The 26,522-nt window shown below is 49.4% G+C and carries 23 protein-coding genes and 2 tRNA genes; 19 read left to right on the top strand and 6 right to left on the bottom strand.

Features of this window, described 5'->3' with window-relative positions; translation table 11 throughout:
• Positions 1 to 28: 28 nt before the first annotated feature.
• Positions 29 to 102: transfer RNA gene (locus tag PHW53_00970), tRNA-Lys, on the bottom strand.
• A 758-nt stretch (positions 103 to 860) separates the two neighbouring features.
• Between PHW53_00970 and PHW53_00965 the strand changes: the two genes are divergently transcribed.
• A complete protein-coding gene (locus PHW53_00965; protein ID MDD4995032.1) occupies positions 861 to 2,132 on the top strand; it encodes a His/Gly/Thr/Pro-type tRNA ligase C-terminal domain-containing protein in 1,272 nt (423 codons plus the stop codon).
• 52 nt (positions 2,133 to 2,184) lie between these two features.
• Here PHW53_00965 and PHW53_00960 read toward each other — a convergent pair whose 3' ends face one another.
• From PHW53_00960 to truB, 4 genes are all read right to left on the bottom strand, one after another.
• Positions 2,185 to 2,469 (bottom strand): HU family DNA-binding protein, encoded by a 285-nt coding sequence (locus PHW53_00960; protein MDD4995031.1) that lies wholly within the window; start codon positions 2,467 to 2,469, stop codon positions 2,185 to 2,187.
• A gap of 69 nt (positions 2,470 to 2,538) precedes the next feature.
• On the bottom strand, positions 2,539 to 3,345 hold the full coding sequence (locus PHW53_00955; protein MDD4995030.1) for a TIGR00282 family metallophosphoesterase: 807 nt from the start codon (positions 3,343 to 3,345) through the stop codon (positions 2,539 to 2,541).
• A 36-nt stretch (positions 3,346 to 3,381) separates the two neighbouring features.
• Positions 3,382 to 4,911, bottom strand: a complete 1,530-nt coding sequence (gene rny / locus PHW53_00950) for a ribonuclease Y (GenBank protein ID MDD4995029.1) — start codon at positions 4,909 to 4,911, stop codon at positions 3,382 to 3,384.
• 227 nt (positions 4,912 to 5,138) lie between these two features.
• A complete protein-coding gene (gene truB, locus PHW53_00945; GenBank protein MDD4995028.1) occupies positions 5,139 to 5,843 on the bottom strand; it encodes a tRNA pseudouridine(55) synthase TruB in 705 nt (234 codons plus the stop codon).
• Between the two features lie 304 nt (positions 5,844 to 6,147).
• On the opposite strand from truB, the gene PHW53_00940 reads away from it, so the two are divergent.
• The 14 genes from PHW53_00940 to PHW53_00875 all read left to right on the top strand — a co-directional run bounded on the left by PHW53_00940 (position 6,148) and on the right by PHW53_00875 (position 19,610).
• Positions 6,148 to 6,765, top strand: a complete 618-nt coding sequence (locus tag PHW53_00940) for a hypothetical protein (GenBank protein MDD4995027.1) — start codon at positions 6,148 to 6,150, stop codon at positions 6,763 to 6,765.
• Between the two features lie 242 nt (positions 6,766 to 7,007).
• Positions 7,008 to 9,017: a translation initiation factor IF-2 gene (gene infB, locus PHW53_00935; GenBank protein ID MDD4995026.1), complete on the top strand. Its 2,010-nt coding sequence runs from the start codon at positions 7,008 to 7,010 to the stop codon at positions 9,015 to 9,017.
• A 12-nt stretch (positions 9,018 to 9,029) separates the two neighbouring features.
• Positions 9,030 to 9,362 carry a thioredoxin gene (trxA, locus tag PHW53_00930; protein MDD4995025.1) on the top strand — a complete coding sequence of 111 codons (333 nt, stop codon included), beginning with the start codon at positions 9,030 to 9,032 and terminating at the stop codon, positions 9,360 to 9,362.
• A gap of 7 nt (positions 9,363 to 9,369) precedes the next feature.
• Positions 9,370 to 10,299, top strand: a complete 930-nt coding sequence (gene trxB / locus PHW53_00925; GenBank protein MDD4995024.1) for a thioredoxin-disulfide reductase — start codon at positions 9,370 to 9,372, stop codon at positions 10,297 to 10,299.
• 36 nt (positions 10,300 to 10,335) lie between these two features.
• The gene (locus PHW53_00920; GenBank protein MDD4995023.1) at positions 10,336 to 10,677 is read left to right on the top strand and encodes a rhodanese-like domain-containing protein; all 342 of its coding nucleotides are present in this window, start codon (positions 10,336 to 10,338) and stop codon (positions 10,675 to 10,677) included.
• 123 nt (positions 10,678 to 10,800) lie between these two features.
• The gene (locus PHW53_00915; GenBank protein MDD4995022.1) at positions 10,801 to 11,679 is read left to right on the top strand and encodes a PP2C family serine/threonine-protein phosphatase; all 879 of its coding nucleotides are present in this window, start codon (positions 10,801 to 10,803) and stop codon (positions 11,677 to 11,679) included.
• A 2-nt stretch (positions 11,680 to 11,681) separates the two neighbouring features.
• The gene (gene leuS / locus PHW53_00910; GenBank protein ID MDD4995021.1) at positions 11,682 to 14,153 is read left to right on the top strand and encodes a leucine--tRNA ligase; all 2,472 of its coding nucleotides are present in this window, start codon (positions 11,682 to 11,684) and stop codon (positions 14,151 to 14,153) included.
• 4 nt (positions 14,154 to 14,157) lie between these two features.
• Complete coding sequence (locus PHW53_00905; GenBank protein ID MDD4995020.1) at positions 14,158 to 14,763, top strand: class I SAM-dependent methyltransferase; 606 nt, start codon at positions 14,158 to 14,160, stop codon at positions 14,761 to 14,763.
• Positions 14,764 to 14,821: 58 nt separating this feature from the next.
• A complete protein-coding gene (locus PHW53_00900) occupies positions 14,822 to 16,321 on the top strand; it encodes a ComEC/Rec2 family competence protein (GenBank protein ID MDD4995019.1) in 1,500 nt (499 codons plus the stop codon).
• Entirely contained in the window at positions 16,302 to 17,189 is an 888-nt protein-coding gene (locus tag PHW53_00895) for an MBL fold metallo-hydrolase (protein ID MDD4995018.1), read from the top strand. The genes PHW53_00900 and PHW53_00895 overlap by 20 nt, the downstream gene beginning before the upstream one ends.
• Before the next feature lie 65 nt (positions 17,190 to 17,254).
• The gene (locus PHW53_00890) at positions 17,255 to 17,851 is read left to right on the top strand and encodes a nucleoside-diphosphate kinase (protein MDD4995017.1); all 597 of its coding nucleotides are present in this window, start codon (positions 17,255 to 17,257) and stop codon (positions 17,849 to 17,851) included.
• Between the two features lie 18 nt (positions 17,852 to 17,869).
• On the top strand, positions 17,870 to 18,334 hold the full coding sequence (locus PHW53_00885) for a hypothetical protein (GenBank protein ID MDD4995016.1): 465 nt from the start codon (positions 17,870 to 17,872) through the stop codon (positions 18,332 to 18,334).
• 357 nt (positions 18,335 to 18,691) lie between these two features.
• Positions 18,692 to 18,764 (top strand) — tRNA-Pro (locus tag PHW53_00880).
• 120 nt (positions 18,765 to 18,884) lie between these two features.
• Positions 18,885 to 19,610 carry an SDR family NAD(P)-dependent oxidoreductase gene (locus PHW53_00875; protein ID MDD4995015.1) on the top strand — a complete coding sequence of 242 codons (726 nt, stop codon included), beginning with the start codon at positions 18,885 to 18,887 and terminating at the stop codon, positions 19,608 to 19,610.
• Here the strand turns inward: PHW53_00875 and PHW53_00870 are convergent.
• Positions 19,602 to 20,639, bottom strand: a complete 1,038-nt coding sequence (locus PHW53_00870) for a radical SAM protein (protein MDD4995014.1) — start codon at positions 20,637 to 20,639, stop codon at positions 19,602 to 19,604. The genes PHW53_00875 and PHW53_00870 overlap by 9 nt on opposite strands.
• Positions 20,640 to 20,701: 62 nt before the next feature.
• Here PHW53_00870 and PHW53_00865 point away from each other — a divergent pair, with 62 nt between their 5' ends.
• The 4 genes from PHW53_00865 to PHW53_00850 all read left to right on the top strand — a co-directional run bounded on the left by PHW53_00865 (position 20,702) and on the right by PHW53_00850 (position 26,521).
• Entirely contained in the window at positions 20,702 to 21,334 is a 633-nt protein-coding gene (locus PHW53_00865) for a hypothetical protein (GenBank protein ID MDD4995013.1), read from the top strand.
• Between the two features lie 66 nt (positions 21,335 to 21,400).
• A complete protein-coding gene (locus PHW53_00860; GenBank protein ID MDD4995012.1) occupies positions 21,401 to 23,698 on the top strand; it encodes a DUF3160 domain-containing protein in 2,298 nt (765 codons plus the stop codon).
• Positions 23,695 to 25,398, top strand: a complete 1,704-nt coding sequence (locus PHW53_00855) for a CapA family protein (protein ID MDD4995011.1) — start codon at positions 23,695 to 23,697, stop codon at positions 25,396 to 25,398. Before PHW53_00860 ends, PHW53_00855 begins: the two co-directional genes overlap by 4 nt.
• Entirely contained in the window at positions 25,388 to 26,521 is a 1,134-nt protein-coding gene (locus PHW53_00850) for a PEP-utilizing enzyme (protein ID MDD4995010.1), read from the top strand. Before PHW53_00855 ends, PHW53_00850 begins: the two co-directional genes overlap by 11 nt.
• Position 26,522 lies beyond the last annotated feature (1 nt).

Below are 26,522 nucleotides of genomic sequence, written 5' to 3'. Positions count from 1 at the left end.
CTTTGTTTTTTTCCGTCCGGCTTTGCTCTGCGCCCAGAGGGATTTGAACCCACGACCGTTTGCTTAAGAGGCAACTGCTCTACCAAACTGAGCTATGGGCGCAAGGCAAAGCGGACGAGACTAAAATTTAAGCTTATTGTAGAGAAATATTTATTAATCGTCAAGTAGGGGCGACTCGCGAGTCGCCCCTACTTGACAAAATCGTAATTTATGCTAGAATTGCCTTATAAAACACAGCGCCCCGTTTTTTTGGGGTCAGCGACCCGTCACTCGCGAGCGACGGGTCAGGGAGGTGGCATGAGAGGAGAGGACTCGGTGGTTGCACGGTACGCAACGGCAGTGCGGCGAGGTACGCGCGGACTCGCGTCAACGATCGGCGGAACGCAGAAGACGTTTCCTCCCGGTCGCCGATGCGATTTTCCGGGATGCGGTACGGTCCTGTCGACTTTCAATGGCAGCAAACGTTGCTGGCCGCATCAGTTCAAGAAGCTGAGGGGAGCCAGAACACAGTGAGGAGGGTGGAGTGAGACAGAGCGAAGATGAGGAGAGATTCCTCCAGGGAGTGGCGGCTGGTCGCGTGATCGCGTCGGGAATCAGCTTGCCGGAGCTCATGGAGGATGACGACGGTCTTTGCGTCTACGGATGCAAAGAGCCAGTAGCCGAGGGCAGCGATCGCTGCTGGGACTGTCTGGACTCTTACGAACGCAAAGAGCTCATAAGGCGCAAGGGGAATAGGAGGTGCTTCAAAAAGAGGAAGTAGACGCTTCCCACAACTTAACTGTCCCGTGTTCTCGTGAACACGGGATTTCTTTTCATCCAGAATTGCCATTTGGCCGTTTTTTTGATATTATTTTCATAATATGAAGTATTCTCAACTTTTCGGAAAAACCAGAAAAACCGCGCCGCATGACGCGGAATCAGTCAACGCGAAACTGCTTTCCCAGGCCGGGTTTATTGAACAGATGATGGCCGGGGTTTACGCGTACCTGCCCCTGGGCCTCCGCGTTTTGAATAAAATAAAAAATATCGTGCGGCAAGAAATGAACGCAATCGGCGGCCAGGAGATGCTGATGCCGGCCCTGCAGTCAAAAGAGCTCTGGAGCGAAACCGGCCGCTGGGAAAAGCTTAAGGAAATAATGTTTCAGTTCAAGTCCCGCGACAAGGAGCTGGGGCTCGCGACAACGCACGAAGAGCCGATCGTCGATATCGCGCGGCGGCATGTCAATTCATACAAGGATTTGCCGTTCTATCTTTATCAGATACAGGACAAATTCAGAAACGAGCCGCGCGCCAAATCCGGCCTGCTCCGCGGCCGCGAGTTTTCCATGAAGGATTTGTACAGTTTTCATTGCGACGAGCAGGATTTGAATGATTTTTACGCCAAGGCAACCGAAGCGTACAAAAAGATTTTTACGCGCTGCGGGCTTGAAGCGATTGTGACCCAAGCCTCGGGCGGAGAATTCACGAACGAATATTCCCATGAGTTTCAGGTCGTGACTCCGAACGGCGAAGATACCATATTCCATTGCGCTTCCTGCGGGTGGAGCCAGAATAAGGAAATCGCCGAGGTGAAAGACGGCGGCAAGTGTCCGTCCTGCGGCGCCGCGGTGGCGGAAAAGCGTTCAATCGAAGTGGGCAACATTTTTAAACTCGGGACGCGCTACAGCCACGACATGAAGCTTAGCTACACGGCGGCAGACGGAAAGAAAAATGATGTAATAATGGGATGTTTCGGCATCGGTCCGTCCCGCGTCATGGGGTCGGTGGTTGAGGTCTTGAGCGACGAGCGCGGCATCATCTGGCCGAAATCAATCGCGCCGTATCTCGTGCACATTGTTTCACTTTTCGCGAAAGACGAGGATACGAGCACGGAGATTGCTTCCGCGGCGGCGAATCTTTCCGATCAGCTCGCCGCGGCGGGCATTGATGCGCTTTGGGACGACCGGGAGGGAGTGTCGGCCGGGGAGAAACTCGGGGATGCGGATCTCATCGGCGCGCCGCTTCGCATCGTGATTTCCGACCGGACCATGAAGGACAATGCCGCGGAGTGGAAATTTCGGCAGGAATCCGAAGTCCGCATGGTGAGCCTGGGCGGAGTGTTTGAAGAAATCGAGAACTGGGCCAAGGAATAATTAAAAATAAAAATTCACCCATGGATGCGGGTGAATTTTTTGATTTTGTAAATTACGCCTTACCCTTGAGCGCGTCCTTCAGGGCTTTGCCGGCCTTGAATTTTGGAACCGTAACCGGCGGAATCTGGATTTTTTCAGTCGGCCTCTGGGGATTCACGCCGATGCGGCCGGCGCGGGTCTTGGCGCTGAAAGTGCCGAATCCGGCGATCGTGACTTCACCGCCCGCTTTAAGGGTTTTTGTGGTGATATCGGTATACGCCTCAATCATGTCTTCGGCCTGCTTTTTGGTAACGCCAACGCGGTCGGAGATTTGGTTGATAAGTTCTGCCTTATTCATATTGAGTGGGGATAATTATTAATTATTAGCCTAAGTATAGCACATTTTTCAGGATATCCGCAATAGGGCTTATTTTACGTCAACCACGGTTTGCAGGAGCTTGATTTTCAGGCATTGGTGGGATTTTGAATCAATCTCAAAATAAACCGCGTTCACTTCGCACCGGCCGGTTTCGGCAAATTCGTGCATTTGCGGGATTTGGGTAATAAAATTGTTGAGAATCACGTTTTGTTTTACTCCGATGACCGAGTTTTCTTCGCCGACCATGCCGATATCGGAGATGTAACCCGTGCCCTGGGGCAGGACTTTGGCATCGGCGGTTGGTATATGGGTATGGGTGCCGAGCACGGCCGAAACGCGGCCGTCGGAGTAAAGGCCGAAAGCGACTTTTTCGGAAGTCGTTTCGGAATGGAAGTCCACAATAATCGCGGGGTTCTGCTTAATGTGCCTGTGGACCATTTTATCAAGCGCGAGAAACGGAGAGTCAAAGCTTTCGCGGAAACCGACCTGGCCGTTGAGGCTTGCGATGAGCACCGGATGGCGCTCAACTTCAATGAGGCGGCAGCCTTCGCCCGGAACACTGGTCGGATAATTTAACGGCCGGACAACGAGGCGGGAGAGTTCGGGATCATCGAATATTTTTAAGCCGGCTTTATTATCAAAGATATGATTGCCGCCGGTGAAAAAATCAATTCCCGCAGCCATGGCCTCGCGCATGGTCGAGGGCGTAAAGCCTTTGCCGTGGGCCAGATTCTCGGCATTGGCGCAAACCAAATGAGGCGCGTATTTTTTACGCCATTTGGGAACGATTTGGGCGAGGGCGCGGCGGCCGATTTTGCCGACCACGTCGCCGAAGAAGATGAACTTGAGGGTCATATATTGGACGGGTCGCATATATGCAACCCTTACATTTTATCGGGCGTATTCAATCACGCGGGTTTCCCGGATAACCGTAACCTTGATTTCACCGGGATAGCGCAATTCTTCCTCGATTTTTTTGGCAATATCATGGGCAAGCTTGGTTGCGGCCGAATCGTCAATCTGGGTCGGCGTAACAAAGACGCGGATTTCGCGGCCGGCCTGAATGGCATAAGCCTTTTCAACGCCGGCAAAACCGGTGGCGGTTTTCTCCAGGTCGCCAAGGCGCTGAATGTACTGCTCGAGCGTGTCTTTGCGGGCGCCGGGCCGCGCGCCGGAGATGGCGTCCGCGGATTTGCAGATGGCGCCTTCAACAGTCGTCGGCCGGTCTTCATGGTGTTCAATGCAAATTCGCGCGATCTCTTCGGGGAAGTTGAATTTTTTCATGATATTGTAGCCGATTTCCGGATGCGAACCCTGGATATCATGGTCAACCGCTTTGCCGATATCGTGGAAGAGTCCGCCGATGCGGCAGATTTTGACATTGGCGCCGAGTTCCTGGGCGATCAGGGTGGAAAGATTCGCGACTTCAACCGAGTGCTGAAGCACGTTCTGTCCGTAAGAAGTACGGAATTTCAAGCGGCCGAGTATCTGGACAAGCTTGGGATCAATTTCGGCAATGGAAACGCCGGTCTCGTAAAGAGATTCTTCACCGGATTTCTTCATGCTCACGGCAAGTTCTTTTTTGGCTTCTTCCACCTGTTCTTCGATGCGGCCCGGGTGGATGCGGCCGTCCTTGATGAGGCGCTGAAGCGCGATTCTCGCAAGCTGGCGGCGGATCGGAGAGAATCCGGAAATCATAATCATGCCCGGCGTGTCGTCAATCAGGATTTCGGTGCCGGTAAGCTGTTCAATTGTTTTGATGTTGCGGCCTTCTTTGCCGATAATGCGCCCCTTCATTTCGTCGTTCGGAAGCTCCACGTTCGTGGTGGTTGTCTCCTGGGCCTGCGAAGCGGCGCAGCGCTGGATGGCGAGGGAAATGAGTTCGCGTGATTTCTTTTCAATTTCTTCATCGCCCTGATTTTCCATTTTGCGGATGCGCGCGGCGATTTCTTCCTTGAGTTCGGCTTCGGTCGCCTCAAGCAGGCGTTTTTCCGCCTGTTCGCGGGTGAGCCCGCTGATTTCCTGAAGCTTGGCAATGGCGTCTTCGCGGATTTTACGGACCTCTTCCTTGACCTGCTCGACGCGGGTGATTTTTTCGTACAATTTTTGCTGTTTCTCCTGGAATTCAAGCAGTTTTTGGTCAAACAAAGACTCGCGTTGTTCCAGACGCTGTTGAAGGTGGGTGAACTCGCGGCGGCGCTCTTCTTCCTCGTGCTTGGCCTCGTCAATAATATGAATGGCCTTTTCTTTGGCAGAAAGCATGAGCTCCTGCTGCTTGACGCGCGCGTCAGCGATAAGTTTTTCGGCCCGGCCCGCGGCGGTATCGATCTGTGTTTTAATGATAAAGTGGCGGATCGTATAGCCGACAACCAGGCCGATGAGGGAGCCGGCGGCGATAAGAAGTATATAAGTTGAATACATAAAAATCTCTCTAATCGGAGAGATTTCAGGCAATGTTAAAAAATTTTCCAAAAATTAGTTCGCTCGAGCGGACTGCGCTATATCTTGCGTGAGTTGTCTTTGCCCGGTTTTTAAACGGGATGAGAAATTGAAATTCATGTTAAAACAAGCTCAAGTTTGGATGGAAATTTTTTAACAATCGACTGCCTTAATCTTCCGAAATGATTATTAATTAATGTAATTCCATACTAGCACACATTCCGGAGCTTGGCAAGGGGCAGGCGATTTTTGAGGTATTTTTCCCAATTTTCGCGGTTTATTTTTTCGAGGTTTACGGCCCGTAAAACGGGGATGCGGCCGATTTCGGTCCGCCGGAGGGCGGTAAGATACGCGCCCGTGCCGAGGGCGGTGCCGAGGTCATGCGCGAGCGAACGGATGTAGGTTCCGCTCGAGCAGGAGACCGAAAAGGCGAGAGCCGGCCAGGCGTATTTTTTAAGCCGGATTTGGTGAATAATAATTTTGTTCGGTTCGCGCGCGATTTCTTTTCCGGCGCGGGCGAGGTTATACAATTTTTGGCCGTGAATTTTTTTCGCCGAGAACATGGGCGGAATCTGCTCCTGCTCGCCGCGGAATTTTAATAGCGCTTTTTTAACTGCGGCAAGACTCGGTTTTTTTGAAATTTTCTTTTTGGTGATTGCGCCGGTTTTGTCATGAGTGTCGGAGCGGGCGCCGAGGCGCGCGATGGCCTCATATTTTTTATCCATTTTTAAAAATTCGCCGAGTTGCCGCGTTGCGGGACGGCCGATTCCCAAAATCAAAAGGCCGGTGGCAAACGGATCAAGCGTGCCGGCATGGCCGATTTTCCTCTCGCCGGTGACGCGGCGCAGATGAGCGACCACATCATGCGACGTCCAGCCCGCGGGTTTATCAATTAATATAAATCCGGTTTTCATGGGTTGATTGTATGACGCGTCAAAGATAATGGCAAGCAATGTGTCATCCTGAGCCCGAGCGGAGCGAGGGGCGAAGGATCTCACAGTTTCGGGATGACTGTTCATGGCGCCACGTCGATTTCTGCGAAATGCGAGATCCTTCGCCCCGGCATTCCGCTTCGCGGAAGTCGGGGCTCAGGATGACAGCGATAAAGGAATGCGGGTTGACGGTTGGGCGGTTCCGTGCTTTAATACAACGACGCTATGACGGCCATTGGGCTGCCCTCTAGCGTAATATCAACCCAAGAGCAAAGGACTGACTGTTATGGATGACACTCGGCTCACGCTCCACGAAGCGCGCGGATCATTAAACGATCTTAACGATAAGCTGGCCGGCAAAGAAGGAGAAACCTGGCTCGCGGCGCTCAAGCGGTTCCTCCGCAAGGAGAATCCGTGGCCGGTCGATTTCCCGGTCTGGAAAACGATCAAGCTCGGCACGGGCCTCAAGACGGCGGACGACTTCTGCCAGGCTCTTGCGGCCGCCAGAGTCCGCGTCGGCTCCAGGGCGCGCGACATTATGAATAAGCCCGCTTTTACGGCGGCAATCGAAGAGACCGAGGTTGACCTCGTGGCCGCTTCGGTAGCCGAGCTCGGTTTCCCGGAGGGTGCGACCTGGACCGAAATCAACAAACGCGCCAAGGAGCGCGGCCTCGCGCTCTGCCCGGCCGAGGTCGGCCCCCAGCTTCGGCTCCAGTACCCGGACCAGCCCATGGGCGAGCGGCGCTTAATCGCCATGGAGCCCATTACCGATTCGGATGGCGATATCAGGGTGTTCAATGTTGGACATGATGACGACGACGGTTGCTGGCTCGGCACGGACTACGACAACCCTGGCCATCGCTGTGGCGCTGGCTACCGCTGGGTTTTTCTTCGACGCAAGTAACGGCGATTCGTGAATCCGCCGCGACTGTGCTTGAACGAGAAATCTCACTTCCCGCATCTGTCTCTCGATGGATGCGGGGATTTTTTTTAAGGACGGGGCGAATGGCAATTCAGCGCCTACTGTATTATTTTTCCGATTCACCGATTAACTGATTCACTAGTTCTCCAATCTCCGCCTTGTTGACCAACCCTTGAAAATACTATAAAATGTGCCTACAAGAGCAATACGCTCTAATTTATTTTATGAACGTTACCGAGATCGCCCGACAATTGAACGTTTCCGCCAAAGAGCTTTTGGAAAAACTTCCGGAGCTGGGAATTGATATTGGCAAAAAAGCAATCAAGGTTGATCCGGCGCAGGCCGAACGGATTGTGCAGAAATGGGCCGAATATCAGCGCAAATTGCGTGCCCAGGAGCATCTTAAGGAGCGCGAAGAAATAATGGCGCACCAGGACGAGACCGCGGTAGAAGAAGCCGGGGAGATAGAATTGCCGCCGCTTGTCGCGGTGCGCGACCTCGCAAGCAAAATGCAGATGCCGGTCACCGAACTCATCAAGATTCTCATGAAAAACGGGATTCTGGCTTCGCAGAACGAGAGGATTGATTTTGAAACGGCTTCAATCATGGCCGAAGATTTAGGGTTCAAGGTAAAGAAAGAACAAGCGACCGCGGAAGGCGCCGGGGAAGAAGATCTTGAGAGAATAAAGAATATAATGGAAGCCGGGCGCGAGCATAAGGCCGTGCCGCGTTCGCCGGTAATTGTGGTAATGGGCCATGTTGACCACGGAAAAACGCGGCTTCTGGACGCGATCCGCAAAACAAACGTGATGGAGGGCGAGGCCGGCGGCATTACCCAGCATATCGGCGCTTATCAGATTGAGCGCAACGGCCGGCGCATTTCTTTCATTGACACTCCTGGCCATGAGGCGTTTACGGTGATGCGTTCGCGCGGCGCCAAGGTCGCGGATATCGCTATCCTTGTCGTGGCGGTGGATGACGGCGTTCAGCCGCAGACAAAAGAAGCGGTTGATATCATTCAGGCGGCCAAGATTCCGCTCGTTGTGGCTTTGAATAAAATTGACAAGCCGGATGCGAATGTGGAAAAAACAAAAAAAGATCTTTCCGATATCGGACTCCTGCCCGAAGAGTGGGGCGGCAAAACCGTGATGCAGGAAATATCGGCAAAGCAGGGCATTAATATCGATAAGCTTCTGGATATGGTTTTGCTGGTCGCGGATCTGGAAAAAGACCGCATTACGGCAAACCCCGACGGTCCGGCAATCGGCACGATTATTGAATCGCACGTTGACAAGGGCGAAGGGCCGGTGGCAACGGTTTTGGTGCAGAACGGCACGCTCCGGGTCGGCGACTGCCTCGGCGTGCACGGAGCAAATTACGGCCGGGTGCGCGCGCTTCGGGACTGGCGCGGCGAGGATATGGCCGCGGTTCCTCCGGGAACGCCGGTAAAAATTCTGGGATTCAAGGCGGCGCCGGCAGTCGGAGATATTATGGAAGTCTCAATTAATCCAAGCGAGCTTGAAACAAAGAAGGTAAAGGCAAATCGCCGGATAATCGACGAAATGACCGGCACGAAACGGATTCCGATCGAGGGCGAGGTCAAGGCGCAGTTTAATTTTGTCATCCGCGGGGATGTGCTCGGTTCGATTGAAGCGATTCTCGGCACCATTGAGAAGGTTGACGTACCCGGGCTCGCGATCGATGTTATCGCCAAGGGGCTGGGGAACATTACCGAGGGCGACGTGCTTGCGGCCGAAGCGACCGGAGCGGTAATCTACGGGTTCAACGTAAAGGCCTTAGCGGCAGTCGAGGAGCTGGCCCGCGAAAAAAAAGTTGAAATAAAATATTTTAAAATAATTTACGAGCTCTTTGATGATATCGAGGGCCGGCTTAACGCGATCGTGAAACCGGAAATCGTGATAACCAAACTTGGCCGGGTGCGCGTTGCGGCGATTTTCCGCCATGAGGCAAAATACATGATTGTCGGCGGGCCGGTCATTGAAGGCGCGGCCGAGGCGAATGCCAAAGTCAATATTTGGCGCGGCGAGGAGCTTATCGGTGAAGCGGATATTACGGAATTGCAATCCGGCAAGCAAAAAGTGAACGACGTGATGCTCGGCCAGGAATGCGGCCTCAAACTCGCGGGAAAAACAAAGATAGAGGTCGGCGATATTCTGGAAATTTTTAAAGAAGAGTCAAAAACTAAGGAAATAAAATTATCCGTTAAAAATTAATTATTTCAAACTATGTCCGAAGTCGAACTTAATGACAAGAATTTTGATCAAGAAGTGCTCGCGTCCAAGGTTCCGGTTCTGGTGGATTTCTGGGCGCCATGGTGCGGACCCTGCCAGACCATGCTGCCGGTTATCGGCGAGACTGCCAAGGATTACGATGACAGCACTCTCCGCGTCGGTAAATTGAATATTGACGAGAATAAAGTGACGCCGCAAAAGTACGGTATTATGAGCGTTCCGACATTTATAATTTTTAAAAATGGTCAAATTGTCGATCAGTTCGTTGGTTCACAGTCAAAGCCGTCTTTAAAAGAGCGTATTGACCAGGTAATTTCGGCGGAATAATTTTTCTATGGCCGATGAAGCGAAAAATTTAATAATTCTCGGTTCCGGGCCGGCCGGGCTCACGGCCGCAATATACGCCGGTCGGGCGGGACTCGCGCCGATTATAATGGAGGGAATGAAGCCGGGCGGACAGCCCATGGGCACGACCATGGTGGAAAATTTTCCAGGTTTTCCCAAGGGCGTTTTGGGGCCGGAGCTCGTGACCCGCATGCGCGAACAGGCCGAACGGTTCGGCGCTAAATTTTTAGCCGGCGATGCCGTAAGCGTTAATTTTAAAAAGAATCCGTTTATTGTTCAGATTGGCAAAAAAGAATATTGGACAAAGTCGCTTATAATCGCAACCGGCGCCGATCCGCGCTGGCTCGGCGTTCCGGGGGAAGAAAAGTTCCGCGGACGCGGGGTTTCAACATGCGCGACCTGTGACGGCTTTTTTTATCGCGATAAAGTGGTGGCCGTGGTGGGTGGCGGCGATTCGGCGCTTGAAGAAGCAATATTTCTGACGCGTTTTGCCAAGAAGGTAATTATTATTCATCGCCGGGAAGCGCTTCGCGCGTCGCGTTTTATGCAAAAGCGGGCAGATTCCGAATCCAGGATTGAATTTTATTTAAATAAAGAAATTGAAAAGATAGAAGGGGAAAAAGTAGTAAGCGGAGCGAGTCTGCGCGATACAGAAACCGGTGAGATTTCAAATCTTGTCTGCGATGGCATTTTTATGGCAATCGGTCACGATCCGAACACGAAAATTTTTCAGGGCCAGCTCGAGCTTGATGCCAAGGGTTATATTAAGATAAAAAATGGCGTGGAAACCAGCGTTCCGGGCGTATTCGCGGCCGGTGATGTGGGAGACCCGCATTACAAGCAGGCGATTGTTGCGGCCGGCGCCGGAGCAATGGCGGCGATTCAAGCGGAAGAGTTTTTGACTAATACGTCGGCGTAGTCATGGAAACAAGAGGCGTGATATAATAGAATGGCAATGGCAAAGATAATAAAAATTGATGAATTGAGAGCCAAGCTCGACGCCGAGGAAAATTTTTATCTCATTGACGCGCGGTCGGGCGAGGATTTTGAACATAATCATTTGCCCGAGGCGATCGGCCTCGCCTGGGGGCCGGATTTTGAGAAAAGCCTGCCGCATATCCTGCCGGACAAGGATTCAGAAATCATCGTCTACGGCACGAACGAGTCCTGCGTCATGGCAAAGGGGGCGGCGGATTTTTTGGAAAAAGCCGGATATGCGCGAGTCGGCCTTTTTAGCGGCGGAATGGTCGCGTGGATGGAGGCCGGCTATGCTTTGGAATTTGGACGGGCGAGCTAGAGCACAAAATATTGGAAACGAGGTATAAATATCGCCAAAAAGGCGATTTTTAATTTATGAGAAGATTTTGTTTGAAATAAAAGTCAATTTTTGATAAGATTATCACATAATTTGATAATCTGTATGTTTAAAAGTGAACGACCAACAAGTCCACAGTGGGGCCGAGGTCTGGAGAGAAAGGAAAATATTGAAGGTGAACCCGTGTGGCAGGAAATTGTGGGAGGCCAAATTGAGGGGAGGGGCGAGGAGCATGTTAAATACAATATGGGCCTGCAGGATGAATTTGATATACGAGAAGGATTTATGGGCCGGCGGGATACGCTTTGGGTTGGAGTTTATGATGGCCATTATTATTCGCCTGAATATGAGACTGGGGCGATTTTTCCGCAACGGATTGCCAAGACATGGATCGCGGGGATTTTTGAGAAGGAGCTTAATCAGGGCAAGTCGTACGAAGAGGCGTTCCGAATCGCTTTTGAGGTTGCGAGTGACGAGATCTGCGCGGTGGGAACCGGTGGGACGACGGCCTCGGTCGTCTTGCTTGAGGGTAACGAGGGTTGGGTGGCGAACGTCGGCGATTCACATGTTTATAAATTTTCCGCATCCGGTCAACCCGAGCAACTGAACGTGAATCACAACGTGGGGAACAATATTGCGGCGCGACAAGAGGCGGTTGGACGCGGCGGAGTTTACGCAAACGGTTATATTCATAAACCAGGCGGAACCGGATTAAAATTGTCGCGGGTATTGGGCGACAGCAGTCTCGGCGATGTAGTGAGCCATGAGCCGGCGGTATTCAAGTTTGAAATTACGGATGATGATAAGTTTTTTGTCATTGCGAGCGACGGGCTTTGGGATGATGTTGTGCTCAAAAAAGTGCAGAGTATTTTGGACACCTCGGCGAACGCACAGGAGGCACAGAAAAAATTGATGGAAGCGACTATCAAAGATGGTATTAATTACGACGATGCCACGGTTATCGTCGTTGCGCTGAAAAAATGATTATGGACAAATATATTTTTAAAAAAATTGAAGAAAAGTGGCAGAAGTTTTGGGAAAAAAATAAAATTTTTGCGGCCAAAGATTTTTCGGACAAGCCGAAATATTATTGTCTCATTGAATTTCCTTATCCCTCGGGCGAGGGATTGCATGTCGGGCATCCGCGAAGCTACACGGCGCTCGACATTATCGCGCGCAAACGCCGGATGCAGGGTTTTAACGTACTTTACCCGATCGGCTGGGACGCGTTCGGTCTGCCAACCGAAAATTACGCGATCAAAACCGGCATTCATCCGAGAGCGGCCACGGAAAAAAATATCGCGAATTTCAAGCGGCAGCTCAAGTCGCTCGGGCTTGCGTTTGACTGGTCGCGCGAGGTGAATACCACGGATCCGAAATATTACAAATGGACGCAATGGATGTTTTTGAAATTTTTTGAAAAAGGCCTGGCGTACAAGGCCAAGATGCCGATTAATTGGTGCCCATCATGCAAGATCGGGCTCGCGAACGAAGAGGTGGTGAACGGGGAGTGCGAGCGTTGCGGCGGCCAGGTAGAGAAGCGCGAAAAAGAACAGTGGATGCTGAAGATCACGGAATACGCGGAGCGGCTGCTTTCCGGGCTTGATGATGTTGATTTTTGGGAGCGCATTTCCAAACAACAGACTGATTGGATCGGCCGGAGCGAGGGAGCGGAGGTTGAGTTTGGAATCAGGAATCAGGAATCAGGAATCAGGGTCTTTACGACGAGACCGGATACTTTATTTGGGGCGACTTATATGGTTGTGGCGCCGGAGCATGAGATTCTTAGGAATCGGGAATTAGGAATTAGGAATCAGGAAGAGATTAGAGAATATGTGGAAAAAGCAAAGCGAAAAAGCGATTTGGAACGGTCGGATCTAAACAAGGAAAAAACCGGCGTCAGGCTTGAGGGAGTTATGGCAGTTAATCCGGTGAACAATGAAGAGATTCCGATATATGTCGCGGATTATGTTTTGCCGGGCTACGGCACCGGCGCGATCATGGCCGTGCCGGCGCACGATCAGCGCGACTGGGAGTTTGCCAAAAAATACGGACTGCCAATCCGTGAAGTGGTGCAGGGCGGAGATATAAAAAAAGAGGCATTTACGGGCGACGGAATTATGGTGAATTCCGGATTTTTAAACGGGAAAATCGTGCCTCAAGCGATTCGGGACATGTTGCAATATCTGGAAGAGCGTGATTTGGGCTCGCGCGAAATTAATTATAAACTGCGCGACTGGGTTTTTTCGCGGCAAAGATACTGGGGAGAGCCGATTCCGATCGTAAATTGTCCCAAATGCGGTTTTGTGCCGGTCGCTGAAAAGGATTTGCCGGTTCTCTTGCCGGAAGTGAAAAAATATCAGCCCACCGATACGGGCGAGTCGCCGCTCGCGGCAATTACGGACTGGGTCAGAACAAAATGCCCGAAGTGCGGCGGAGAGGCGCGGCGCGAGACCGACACCATGCCGAACTGGGCCGGAAGCTCATGGTATTTTCTCCGGTATTGCGATCCCAAAAACGATAAAGCTTTCGCGGACATGGAAAAATTAAAATACTGGATGCCGGTGGACTGGTACAACGGCGGCATGGAGCATACGACTCTGCATCTTTTGTATTCGCGGTTCTGGAATAAATTTTTGTATGATGAAGGATTGGTCCCGACCGACGAACCGTACCGCAAAAGAACTTCGCACGGCCTTATCTTAGCCGAGGGCGGGGAGAAGATGAGCAAATCGCGCGGCAACGTGGTGAATCCGGACGAAATGGTAAAAAAATACGGCGCCGATGTTTTCCGGCTGTATGAAATGTTCATGGGGCCGTTTGATCAGCCGGTGGCCTGGGATACAAAGGGCGTGGAAGGCGCGAATCGTTTTTTGAACAAGGTCTGGAATATTTTTTCGCACCAGATTGAGATGATAAAATTTTACGAAAAGCGCGGGGAGAAGCCGTTGCACGCCGGCGAGGACGAGCTCGTGCGCGAACTGCACCGGACCGTGAAAAAAGTAACCGAGGACATTGACGAGATGGGCTTCAACACCGCGGTGGCGAGCCTGATGTCGTTTTTGAACAAGGTGACGGCCGCGGCCGGGGAAGCAAAAGAGGAAGACGAAGCCTGGTATCTGCTTGATCGCGACGACACGCAGGATTTCCTGAAGCTACTCGCGCCGTTTGCGCCGCATATTTGCGAAGAACTCTGGTCGCGGATCGGGCACAAGACTTCGATTTTCGAATCCGATTGGCCGGGCTATAATCCCGAATTTATTGAGTTCAAAGAAATCGAGCTTGTTATTCAGGTGAACGGCAAAATCCGCGACAGAATAAAGGTTCTGGCTGGCATCACGGAAGACGAAGCGAAAAATCTCGCGCTCAAGAGCGAAAAAGTTTTAAAATTTTTGGACGGCAAAGCGCCCAAGAAGATTATTTTCGTGGCCGGGAAGCTCGTGAATATTGTGATTTGAAACTATGCGAGCCGTGGAATTGTTTGAAAAATATAAAAAAGGCAAGCATTGGGACGCGCATCCGACCGAGTACGCGGAAAGGTTCGCGGACTTTTTGAAAAATAATAATTTTCACGGCTTGGTCGTGGACATCGGTTGCGGTCGGGGCCGTGATGTCATTGTTTTTAAGAAAAGTGGATTTGACGCGCTCGGCATTGATATTTCACAGGATGAGATTGAAGCGGCGCAGGCCAATTGCCGAGATTGCCGCTTTGACCAGCAGGACGCGGAAAATTTGGAATTCGGCGACGAGGAGGTTTCGGCATTTTTTATGATTAATATTATTCATTATCTTAATGCGGAAAAAGCGCTCGCCGGGATTTATCGTGCTTTGACCCTCGGCGGATATCTGTTCATTCATTTTAATCTTTCGATTACTGACGAAAAAGGCAATGTTGATTATTCCGGCGATGAAAATGATATTTTAAAACTTGTCGAGAAATTCAAAGTTATTGAAAAACGACAGTTCACGCGCGAAGATAAATTACCGCAATTGCATAAACATGAAATTCTGGAATTTTTGCTTCAAAAACCAATAGAAGCTACTGGATTCCCGCCTGCGCGGGAATGACGCAAAAACGAAAACCTTACAATTGTCATTCCCGCGAAAGCGGGAATCCACGCTCAATATGAGGAATAGTCTCACCGTAATAGCTCACTCAAAATCAAAAATATTTTTAATCTGCTGTTTTGCGTTCATCGTCGGCATTGCGGCGGAATCGATCGCTCAAAGAAATTTTGAATGGTGGCTGCCGGCGAGCGCGGGTGCGGCCGCCATATTTTTTTTGAGCGTTTTTTGGAAAAATAAACGAGTTAGATTGATCTGTTTTTCGGCTTTATTCGTTATTTTGGGCGCGTGGCGATTTTCCGCGAGCCTGCCGGATTTCCGGGCGGATAAAATCCAGGGGCATTATGATGAATATATAACCTGGCAGGGCGTTGTTGCGGCTGAACCGGACGCGCGGATTGACGGCATTAAATACACGGTCGCGGCGCAAAGAATAATTTCTCCCGAGGATCGGAGCGTTGGCGGCCGCGTGTTGGTTTCGGCCGGGCTTTTTCCGGAGTTTAAATATGGTGATATCATTGAAACGGCGTGCGAGATCAGAAAACCGGAGGCGATTGAGGATTTCCGCTATGACGAGTATTTGGGCAAAGACGGTATATTTGCGCTTTGTTATCCGCGCGCGGAAATCAAACTTGTTTCTTCCGGGAGCGGCAATCCGGTTTTATCCGGCTTGCTTTTCGTGAAAAGCAAATTCGCCGAAATGACGAACCGGATTTTTTCCGAACCGCAGGCAAGCCTGCTTGCCGGAATACTTTATGGAGCGCGAAGCGGTTTGCCGGATGACGTAAAGAATAATTTTCAGGCGACCGGCGTATCGCACATTGTGGCGATTTCCGGGTATAACATAACCATCGTGGCGTCCGTGCTTCTCGCGATGGCATTCGGACTGGGATTTTCGCGGCGCAAGGCGTTTCCCTGGATAGTCGGGGCAATAATTATTTTCGTGATATTTACAGGCGCCTCGGCTTCGGTGGTGCGCGCCGGTATTATGGGCGTTCTCGTGCTCGCGGCCAAACAGTCCGGACGGGCGTCAAGAATTTTTAACGTGCTTGCACTCACAGCAGGGCTCATGTGCGCTGTAAATCCGCGCGTTCTCATGTTTGACGCCGGGTTCCAGCTTTCATTTATTTCAACCGTGGGACTCGTGTATCTCGCGCCGCTTCTTGAACCGTGGTTTAGTCGCGTGCCGAAAATTTTGGGACTCCAGGAGTCGCTTACTTCCACGATCGCGGCGATTGTCGCGACCGCACCGCTCATTATTTTTCAGTTCAGCCGGTTTTCGCTCATCGCGCCGGTGGCGAATCTCCTGATTCTTCCGGCCGTGCCCATTACCATGGCGCTTGGATTTGCCGCGGTGCTCATCGGCTTCGTCGCGCCGTGGATCGCGGTGATTTTTTCCACATTGCCGTGGCTCACGCTTACTTACATGCTCAAGGCCGCGGAGATTCTGGCGAGTATTCCATGGGCACAGGTCCAAGTGCCGGCTTTTCACGTCATATTTTTGATCGCCATGTACGTCTGGCTTCTGATTTGGGTATATTGTGGAAATAAAAGATTATAAGTATAAAATGAAACACGCAAAATTTTTAATTGCCATTCTTGCGGTCGCGGCGCTCGTGTACGCGTATCTTGATATTTCGAGAGATCGGGCCGCGGGTACCGACGGACCGCGCCTCACGATCGAAGCCCTTGATGTCGGCCAGGGGGACGCGATTTTTATTGAAACGTCGGAGAAATATCAGATTTTAATTGATGGCGGACCGGATAAATCGATTCTCACACAACTTGGCGATGCCATGCCTTTTTGGGACCGTTCGATTGACGCCGTGGTGCTTACGCATCCGCATTCCGACCACGTGGCCGGGCTGGTTGAGGTTTTGCGGCGGTATGATGTCGGAAAAGTTTATATGACCGGGGTCCTGCATACTTCAAGCGATTACATTGAATTCTTAAAATTGATTCAGGAAAAAAATATTACCACCCAAATCGTGGATGCTCCGTTCGAGGAAGGTTTGCCCGGTGGGGTAAGGCTTGAGGTTCTATTTCCGAAAGAATCATTTTCCGGCCAGCGCGTGGAAAATTTAAATGACACGAGCATCGTGTTTGCGGTGCGATATGGAGAGACGCGGGCGTTGTTTACAGGCGATCTCGGGATTGAGGGCGAAGTCGGGCTCATTATGTCGGGACAGGATGTTGCGGCCGATGTCCTCAAGATCGGGCATCATGGCAGTGAATATTCATCGGATGAAGGATTTTTGCTCGCGGTTGGCGCAAAAAATGCGGTGATATCAGTGGGACAAGGAAATGATTTCGGGCATCCGTCGGAGAGGACTATCAAGCGATTGGAAAGAGCGGGGATGGAAATTAAACGAACTGATTTAGGCGGTACGGTAATATTTACAAGTGACGGTAAAAATTTTACATTTTGAACCCTTGATTTTTTCGGCGCTTTGTGCTAAAATATGATAAATTAAGTCAATTATTGATTAAAAATATGTCAGACATCGCGAAAGAGCAAAGTTTGGTGCTGGTTAAGCCGGACGGCGTTAAGAGGGGGCTCGTGGGTGAGATTGTGTCCCGTTTTGAGAAAGCCGGACTGAAGATCGCGGCCATGAAAATGATTTGGGTGGACAAGGATTTTGCCGGCAAACATTATCCCGAAGCGCGCACCGCGCTTCTTGAGGGAATCGGAAAGAAAACGTTGGATACTTATGAAAAATTCGGTAAGGATCCGGGCGAAGAGCTCGGAACCAAGAACCCGCTCGAAATCGGAAAGATGGTAAACCGCTGGAACATGGATTTTTTGTCGTCCGGTCCGGTGGTGGCGATTCTTCTTGAGGGTCCGCACGCGATTGACAATGTGCGCATGGTGGTGGGCGCGACGCTTCCGGTTTTTGCCGAACCGGGCACCATCCGCGGCGATTATTCGCTGGATTCGCCGGCTCTCGCAAACGCTCGTAAGCGCGCGGTGCATAATCTGGTGCATGCCTCGGGAAATGCCGAAGAGGCGGAATATGAAAAACAGCTCTGGTTTCACAACGAGGAAATTCAGGATTATAAACGCGTGGACGAAGATATAATGTTCGGATAAATTTCTAAATAGAAAAATATGAAATTTTTTGGATACGAAACAAGTAGGCCGAGACCCGAGCAGCCGCTGCCGGAAGAGATTATGCGCGAAGCTAAGTCGGTGGTCCAGGCGGAAGAATTTGAATCAACTGCCGGGGGAGATACGGCGCGCGAACATTTGAATAAATTGCCGGAAAATGCGCCAAGACGCCAGGCGGTTGAAGCACTTGCCTATATGGTGCTGCCGGAATTTTTCGACAAGCATCCCAAATTTGAATGGCGTCCGGTGCCGGGCGTCACCCGGGAAGAACAGATCGAGACGCTCAAGTTAAATCAGGATTTTGTACAGGCGCTTATGGGTCTCGAAGCCTCTTACGGGGCGCATGGGGCACGCGCCACACTCAGCAATCAAGACGTTGAATCCGCCTGGGATTTGGCGCAGGAATATCTGGATAATCAATATGCGAAAAATAGTGAAACCGGCGGCGGAGTGATGGCAGCGTAAGACGCTGTGGATAATGTACGTTGACGCAAACCCCAATCAATTATATTTTTTAATGTAATTGAGGAGGGGGAGCGAGCATTTTGCCGATTTCGGCACCCATTATTGGGGCTTGCCTCCGACCCCCTCGATTCCAGGCCTCTTTATTAAGGGCTGTGCGGCGGTACGAGTTTCGTATCGCGGCACAGCCCTACAATAAGGAGGCTTTTTCTAATGTCAAATTTGTTTACAAACCGCACTTAAGATGGTAATCTCGTATTGTATCAGCGGGCCTGCCTAGCGGGCAGGCAGGCTGTAGCGCCCCGACGTTCCGCTTCGCGGAAGTCGGGACTAAAATAAAGCATTTCGATAATATTTTGCCGGGCTGTAGCGCAGTTGGTAGCGCGTACCCTTGGGGTGGGTAAGGTCGCCGGTTCGAGTCCGGTCAGCCCGATTAAAAGACTTTTTTATCTAGAGACTCGAGTAGTTAAAAAAATCGCCTAAACGGCGATTTTTTGTGTTTAAGCAGTAAGAAATGGTATAATTCATTTATAAACAAATTTAATTAATTTTTATGAAAAAAATATTAATTACCGGCGGTACTGGTGCTTTAGGTAAAGAATTGCTAGAGATCCTTTCTCTCAAGAAACGATATGAGATATCATTTACCTATAACAGTTCAAAAAAAGAAGCAGGAGCTTTAGGTAAAAAATTTTCTGCCCGTCCAATCCAGGTCGTGGACTTAGATATAAGAAAAGTACCCAAAAATTTTGATATTGTAATTAATGCAGTCGGAGTCGGCTCGTTCGGAGGGGCAACCCATACTGTTAAAGATGAAATGATGCGTAAAGCATTTGAAGTAAACTTAATGCTTCCTTTTAAAATTTCTAAGCTAGTGTTGCCTCATATGATGAAACAAAATTGGGGCAGAATTGTTAATATCTCTTCAATCAATGGTTTAAGAGGATATGAATATACTGTTTCATATAACGTAACGAAGTTTGCTTTAAATGGACTGACGAGAACAATGGCTAAAGAGTATGCTAAGTATAATATTACTTGCAATTCTATTTGTCCCGCCGCTATAGGTAGAAAAGGTATGGCAATTAATGCCGCTAGATTTTACTCAAAAAATACAGAAGAATTTAAAAGGGAAATTATAAATTATGAACAGTCTACCCCAATCGGTAGGATGGCGGATTTATTAGAAATAGTGAATACCATTTCATTTTTTATAAGCGAGGAAGCTAGTTATATAAACGGAGTTTGCCTTCCCGTAGATGGAGGTAAATTAGCTTAAATTTTTTGATAGAACGGGGTCAACTATTAATTGTCCGTCTTTATCTCTTACTAAATATCCGCCGAAGCATTCATCGATATCACATATTTTGCATTTCTCGGGTAAATATTTTTTGGCAAAGATCTCTTGCGTTCGGGGATCTTTTTTGATTGTATTGATCAGATTATCAACTTCATAAATTGGTTTTCCATCAAACAGGGCAAATTCTGGATTTATAACATCAAAAGATTCCCCAAATAATCTACATTTATAATCTAAGGCCCAAAACGAAAGCCCTCTCTTATATGTTTCTATAAGTTGGAAATACTTTTTATCAACCATGCAGAAAGGCGGAGTTGAATCAAGAGATATATCCGTTAAATTGAAATCATTCTTTGCCTTAACTAATTGTTTCAAAATTAAATTAAAATCATTAGGTCGCAACGAAATTGTCGAAGAATCACTTTGCAGCGCATTGCCATATGGGAATATTCTTTGCAACCAGACTTTAGTTATATTAATTTTACTTTTAAGTTCTTTAATTGTTTTATAAATGTCATTTTTATTTTGCGGCACGACATTTAAAATACAGATTACAGGATATCCTTGTCGGGAAATTTTTTCCAAGTTATTCATTAATCTAGAAAAAGAGCCAACGCAGCCGCATATTTTGTCATGAGTCTGAGCATCTCCTCCCCAAAAGGTAGCGGCCCTATCATCAATATTACGAAGAAATTTTTCTTTATTTTTTATAGATTTATTTCCATTAATATCCCAGCTGTTGCTCAATAGCTCGACTAAAATTTTTTTTGTTTTGATATATTCAACTGTTTTTTCAATAAACGGATCTAATATCGGGTTACCACCACATAAAAAAATTTCCTCGGTTTTATTATTTGCCAGAGTATCTATCGCTTTTTTCCTGATATCTAGATTAGTAATTACGCGATTTTTTTCACCTATAAAACATTCTTGGCAATTTTGATCACAGCCTAAATACCAAAAAGGGCTTACCCACTTTAAAGATATTGCTTCCATTGATTTTTTCATTGTTTTGCTGTAATTTATATAATATACACTTAATATACTATATTATTTGATTGGTTTAGACAATGAAATATAATATTCTTCAAATTAAACAAATCGATGAAACATCTTGCGCGTCGGCAGACTTCACGATGGTGGCGAATGCCCTGGGCTTGCATTATTCACTGGAGGATATCTTAAAAATTACAAAATCTGAAATAGGATTCGCTCCTTTTTGGAAGTTTTTAGTGGAAAAGAATGATGTTGAGATTGTGGATTTTAGTGAGAATAATTATAATACTTGGGCGAAAGATGGATTCTCAAAATTTCGGGAAGACATTGACCCCAAGGCGTTTATTTTTTTAAACGATAGAATCGCTAATCCCGCCGAATATCAAGTTGATCTTAAGTATTTATTGGCAAGTAAGAATTTTAAATTTTATTATCAAAAGCCGACAGTGTCCTTGCTGAAGGATTTTTTTTCTAAAGACTATGTTTGTGATGTTATGCTAGACCCATGGGTAATATATGGTGAAGAACCGCCGCGTTATTCTTTGCATAGGGTGGTTATATTAGATATTAATGGTGATGAGATAGTAATTCACGATCCTTCATTCGACGGAGAAGCCTTTTATAAATCTGATGCAATTAAATTTGAAAAATCTTTTCAGATTGAGGGTGCCGAATTAACTTGTTATAAAAGAATAGAAAATATTTAGCTTTTGCAAGTCCCAAATTGGACTGTGCGACCATTCCAGACATTTTGAAAAATTAATAAAAACAGTATGCCCAAACAAAAAGCAAAAAAGAGCCGCGGAGTAAACGTGATTTTAATAATTTTGATCGTCGCCCTTGTTGGATTAGCGGGCGCGGGCGTTTATTTGTATCTGGCGAATTATTCATCCGGCGGAAAAACCGGGGACATCATCCAGAATATCGGCGACGCGATCGGCGATTTGGTTGAACCGCCGGTTGCCGTGGCGTCGCGTTTCGCGGACTATGAGGCCGTGCCGGTCAGTTTTACCGCCCGGGTGCCGATTTACGCCGTTGAAGCGGATTTTGCCAATATCACCAACCGGGACAAATTTGAATTTTCTTCAAGCGCCGAGGAGCTACTTGCAAAGGATGCTTTTGTGGTTATTCCGGCCGCGTATAAAGAATTTTTTTCAGTGTATGAATCGAACCGATATGACAATATTCCGAATTTTGTAACCACGGATTCGATTTTGCATAATTATCATCTCTTGTTCGATCATCTCCTGAAAACCGTGGAGGAGGAGTATCTTGCGGCCGAGCTCAAGAATCTCAACGCCCTGATGCTCGCGGAGAGCGAAAAGCAGTATGAGGATCTGCGCGGCACCGCCTGGGAGAACGCGGCAAAAAGGAGCGTCGGATTTTTCGCGGTTGGAAGCAAACTGCTCGATTCGAGCATTGAGACTCCGGATTACGTCAGTGACCTAGTGAATGCCGAGCTCGCTCTCATCGCCGCGCACCAGGGGATCGCGGTTTCGCCGCTCATGAACGCAGGCGCTCGCCCGCTAACGCCTGAGCCTGCCCGCCAGGCCTACGCCGGCCAGGCGATGGCAGGCGGGCGTAGCGATGGCGAGCAGGCGCCGGTTAATCCGGTTGAAAATCTCGAAGAAGATTATTCGCAATATATTCCACGCGGGCATTATGATCGAAGTGAGGAACTAAAAGCATATTTTAAATCAATGATGTGGTATGGCCGGATGACTTTTCGTTTCAAGAGCGACGATGAGACACGTTCCGCGCTCCTTATCACCGTGGCACTCATGAACGAGAGCAACAAAGACGTGTGGGAGAGAATTTACGAGCCCACGAATTTCTTCGTGGGAAAGAGCGATGATATTTCTTTTTACGATCTCGGTAAACTCGTGGAGCAGGTCTACGGGCTTGAAACCGACAGCGCGGGAATTCTCGGCGACGAGAACAAATTCATGAATTTCTGGGAGGGGGCAAAAAAGCTTGCCCCGCCGCAAATCAATTCAATTCCGATATTTGACGAAAGCCTGAATCCGGACCGCGAGCGCGAGATTTTGGGTTTCCGGTTCATGGGCCAGCGCTTCACGCTTGATGCGTCGGTTTTTCAGCGACTTGTTTACCGCGAGGTCAAGGAAAATCCGGACGGCGCGCGCCGCATGTTGCCCAAGGGCCTGGATATTCCGGCGGCAATGGGTTCGGCCGAGGCTTACAGCATCTTGCAGCAGGCGGGAGAAACGAAATATGAAAATTATCCCGAAAACATGGGCAAGATGAGGGAATATATCAAGGGGCTTGATGCCGAAACCTGGACGCAGAATCTTTACTGGGGCTGGCTTTATTCAATTTTGCCGCTTACGGGCAAGAAGGATTACGGATATCCGGTTTTTATGACCAATCTCGCGTGGGCGCGCAAGGAGATCAATACTTACCTCGGATCATGGGCCGAACTCAAGCATGATACGATTCTTTATGCCAAGCAGGTTTATGCCGAACTTGGCGGCGGGCCCCAGGAGCAGGTTGACGACCGCGGTTATGTTGAACCCAATCCGTATGTTTACGCACGCCTTGCCGCGCTTACTAAAATGACGCGCGAGGGTTTAGATATTCGCGATCTTTTGAGCGATGACAATCAGGATAATCTCGCGCGCATGGAAGAGCTGACGCTCTCGCTCAAGACGATTTCTGAAAAAGAACTTGAGAATGTATCTCTCACTGATGATGAATATGAAATAATCCGTTCGTTCGGCGGCCAGCTGGAACATTTCTGGATCGAAGCCTTCCGCAACGAAGGTATATTATCCGTGTCGCAACTCGATGACCGTCCGGCGGCGATTATCGCGGATGTGGCAACCGATCCGAGGGGTTATGTTCTCGAGGAGGGCGTGGGTAATGTTTCGGAGATCCTCGTGATTGTTCCAATCGACGGCGCGCTTCGCATCGCGAAGGGCGGAGCATTCTCTTATTATGAATTTCCATGGCCGATGAGCGACCGGCTGACTGACGGGAAGTGGCGCGAGCTTCTCGAAACAGCGGATGCGCCGGAGTTACCGGATTGGACGCAGGAATTTACGGCAGAATGAAGAAATCCGTTTTAATAATTTTTTGTGCGAGCATTGCCATTGCCACGGCATCAATTTTGTGGTACGAGAGCCTTTTTATTTTGAGCCGCAAAAATTATATCATACCGTCCCCGACCGCTGTCGGGGCGGCGCAGGACGCGCAGCCGGTATCGGAATTTACAAATTTTAAGGCGCGAAAATTGGAGCTTCCCTCCGAGCCGGAGGAGGCTTCTTTGATTTTCGTGGGGGATGTGATGCTATCGCGGGATGTGGCGACAAAGATGCGCGCAAAGAAGGATATAAATTATCCGTTTAGCGCGATGGGGGATTATCTCCGCGGGGCGGACATGGTTTTTGGCAATCTGGAATCGCCGATTGTTGCGGGACGTGAAATTAAGACTTACGAAATGGTTTTTCACGCCGATCCCGGAGCCGAGCGGGCGCTCGCGGACGCCAATTTCCGGGTAATGTCGCTTGCAAATAATCATATTTTGAATTTCGGCGCCGAGGGCCTCGCGAGCACTTATAAATTTCTTGATGCCGAAGGCATTCAATATTCCGGCGCGGCCGATGATCCGTACGCGCCGGTTTACCGCGAGATCAAGGGCATGCGTTTCGCTTTTCTCTCCTACGCGCAAAATAATTTTGTTAATAAAAACGCGGATGTCGCGGTCATGGACGCGAAGAAGATGCAGGGCGCGGTGCGGCGCGCGCGGGGAGAGGCGGATTTCGTGATCGTCTCAATGCACGCGGGCGAAGAGTATCAGGCCGAGCCGGGCAGGACACAGACGGATTTCGCGCGCGCGGCGGTTGACGCCGGCGCGGACATGGTTATCGGCCATCATCCTCATGTGGTGCAGTCGGCGGAAATTTATAAAGGCAAATATATTTTTTATTCACTGGGAAATTTTGTGTTTGACCAGATGTGGTCCGAGGAGACGCGGCGCGGGATTGCGGTAAAAGCATTTTTCACAAAATCCGGCGTATCGAAAATTGAATTAATGCCGGTTAAAATTTTTGATTATGCCCAGCCCCAGCCTGCGGATGAGAAAACCGGCGCGGCAATCGCGGCGAGGCTCAAGATTCAGACCGCGAACCGGATGATTGTGCGCGGAAATGTCGATGCGGTTTCCGGGCGGCCGGCCATATATCCGGACCGCGAAGCGCAGGAATATAATTTGTTAAAAATTATGGTGCAGGATCTGGATAATGACAAAAATTTAGAGCAATATATTTTGGAAAACGGCACGCTCACTATAAAAGAGAGCGAGGGAATTGTCTGGCAGTCGTCCGAGGACTGGTGGGTTGATGATTTTACGCTTGCGGATTCAACCGGCGACGGTGCGCCGGATATCAGCATGTCGGTCTGGAAATCCGGAAGTTTCGGCGATTCGCATCCTTTCTGGGAAGAGGGCGGCGCGGAAGTAAAAAATCATTTTTTCGTGTTTGATTACGCGGATAAAAAAATGACCCCGGTTTGGCAGTCGTCAAATCTGGACGCGCCGAACCGCGAGTTTGCCATAAACGATATTGATGAAGACGGCAAACCCGAACTTGTGGCGATCGAGGGGGATTATGGCGGCGAAAACCGGTTCATTGCCGTCTGGCGCTGGAACGGCTGGGGTTTTTCCAATCTCTGGCGGAGCGCGGCCGGAAATTTCGCCAATCTGGGAATTGAAAAATTGAACGGGATAAACTATATTGTAAGTGATGAGTATTAATATTTCCCGCGATATCAAGAGGCAAAAATGGTTCTTCGGCGTGCGGGTCGATGAGTCCATGTTTTTTATTACGTCAGCTTTTTTAAACCGGAATGCGCTGATGAAACAGTACGGCTGGCCGGGCACGATCGGTGAAATTTGGGTGGCGTCCGGCCGGGTTTTGCCGGTGCGAATTTTTAATCTGGCCGATGCCAAACGGTTTCATGCGCGTTCGCTCAAGTGTGCTTTGCGGGACAATGGAATTATTAATAAATATATAAAGCAAGATGACGCGCTTTGGCCGAAAATGAGAGCCGCGGCACGGGCCGGTGATTTTGAAGAATTCCGAAAAGTTTACGGCCGGCACAGCGCGCTTTTTTTGATAATTTTTTCTTTGGGCAAGGTGATGAGGGAAAATACGGAAAAATTTTCCGGCGCCCTTGCTCGGCGCGCGCTCGCCGAGCACGATCGCTGGCGCAACGCGCAGGCTTTGCCCGAGGAAAAATTGGGGGAGATGCTTTTTAAAAGCATCCGGCGGCTGATTCGGAGATTGAATATTAAAATTTCCGCCAAGGATATAATGAAATATTTTACGGTTGAAGAAGTGATAAAAATTAAGCGCGGAGAAATTACGGCCCGCGAGGCGCGCCGAATCGTGGCGCAGGGAAAGGCCGGAAAACGAATTTTTGTTTGCCTGAATGGCCGGGAGGCGGAAGTAATCAGCAATAAGAAAGTCGTTCCCGGGATCGTGAAATTTTTGGACATTCTCATGGTTGCGGAAAATAAAAAATATCAGATGAAAGATAATCAGGTTTTTGGCGCACCGGCTTTTCGCGGCCGGGTGCGCGGACAAGTCGTGCTGGCGCGCAATGCCCGCGAACTGGCGCGCAAAACTAATAAAATCAACGGCCGGGTGCTGGTCGCGGTTCAAACAACGCCGCATTTTATTCCGTATCTCCGGGGCGTCAAAGCAATCATCACCGACGAGGGCGGCATCACCTGCCACGCGGCCATCGTTTCCCGGGAATTTAAAATTCCGTGCATCACCGGCACCAAAATTGCGACGCAGGTTCTGAAAGACGGGGATGAGGTGGAAGTGGACGCGACGCGGGGAAGCGTTACCGTAATCAGAAAGGCAAAATAAT

This window comes from Patescibacteria group bacterium, assembly GCA_028710985.1.
Taxonomy (GTDB): Bacteria; Patescibacteriota; Patescibacteriia; order JAHJFT01; family JAHJFT01; genus JAQTTB01.
The sequence above is the reverse complement of the archived record's forward strand: the minus strand, read 5'-3'. Positions and strand labels throughout refer to the sequence as shown.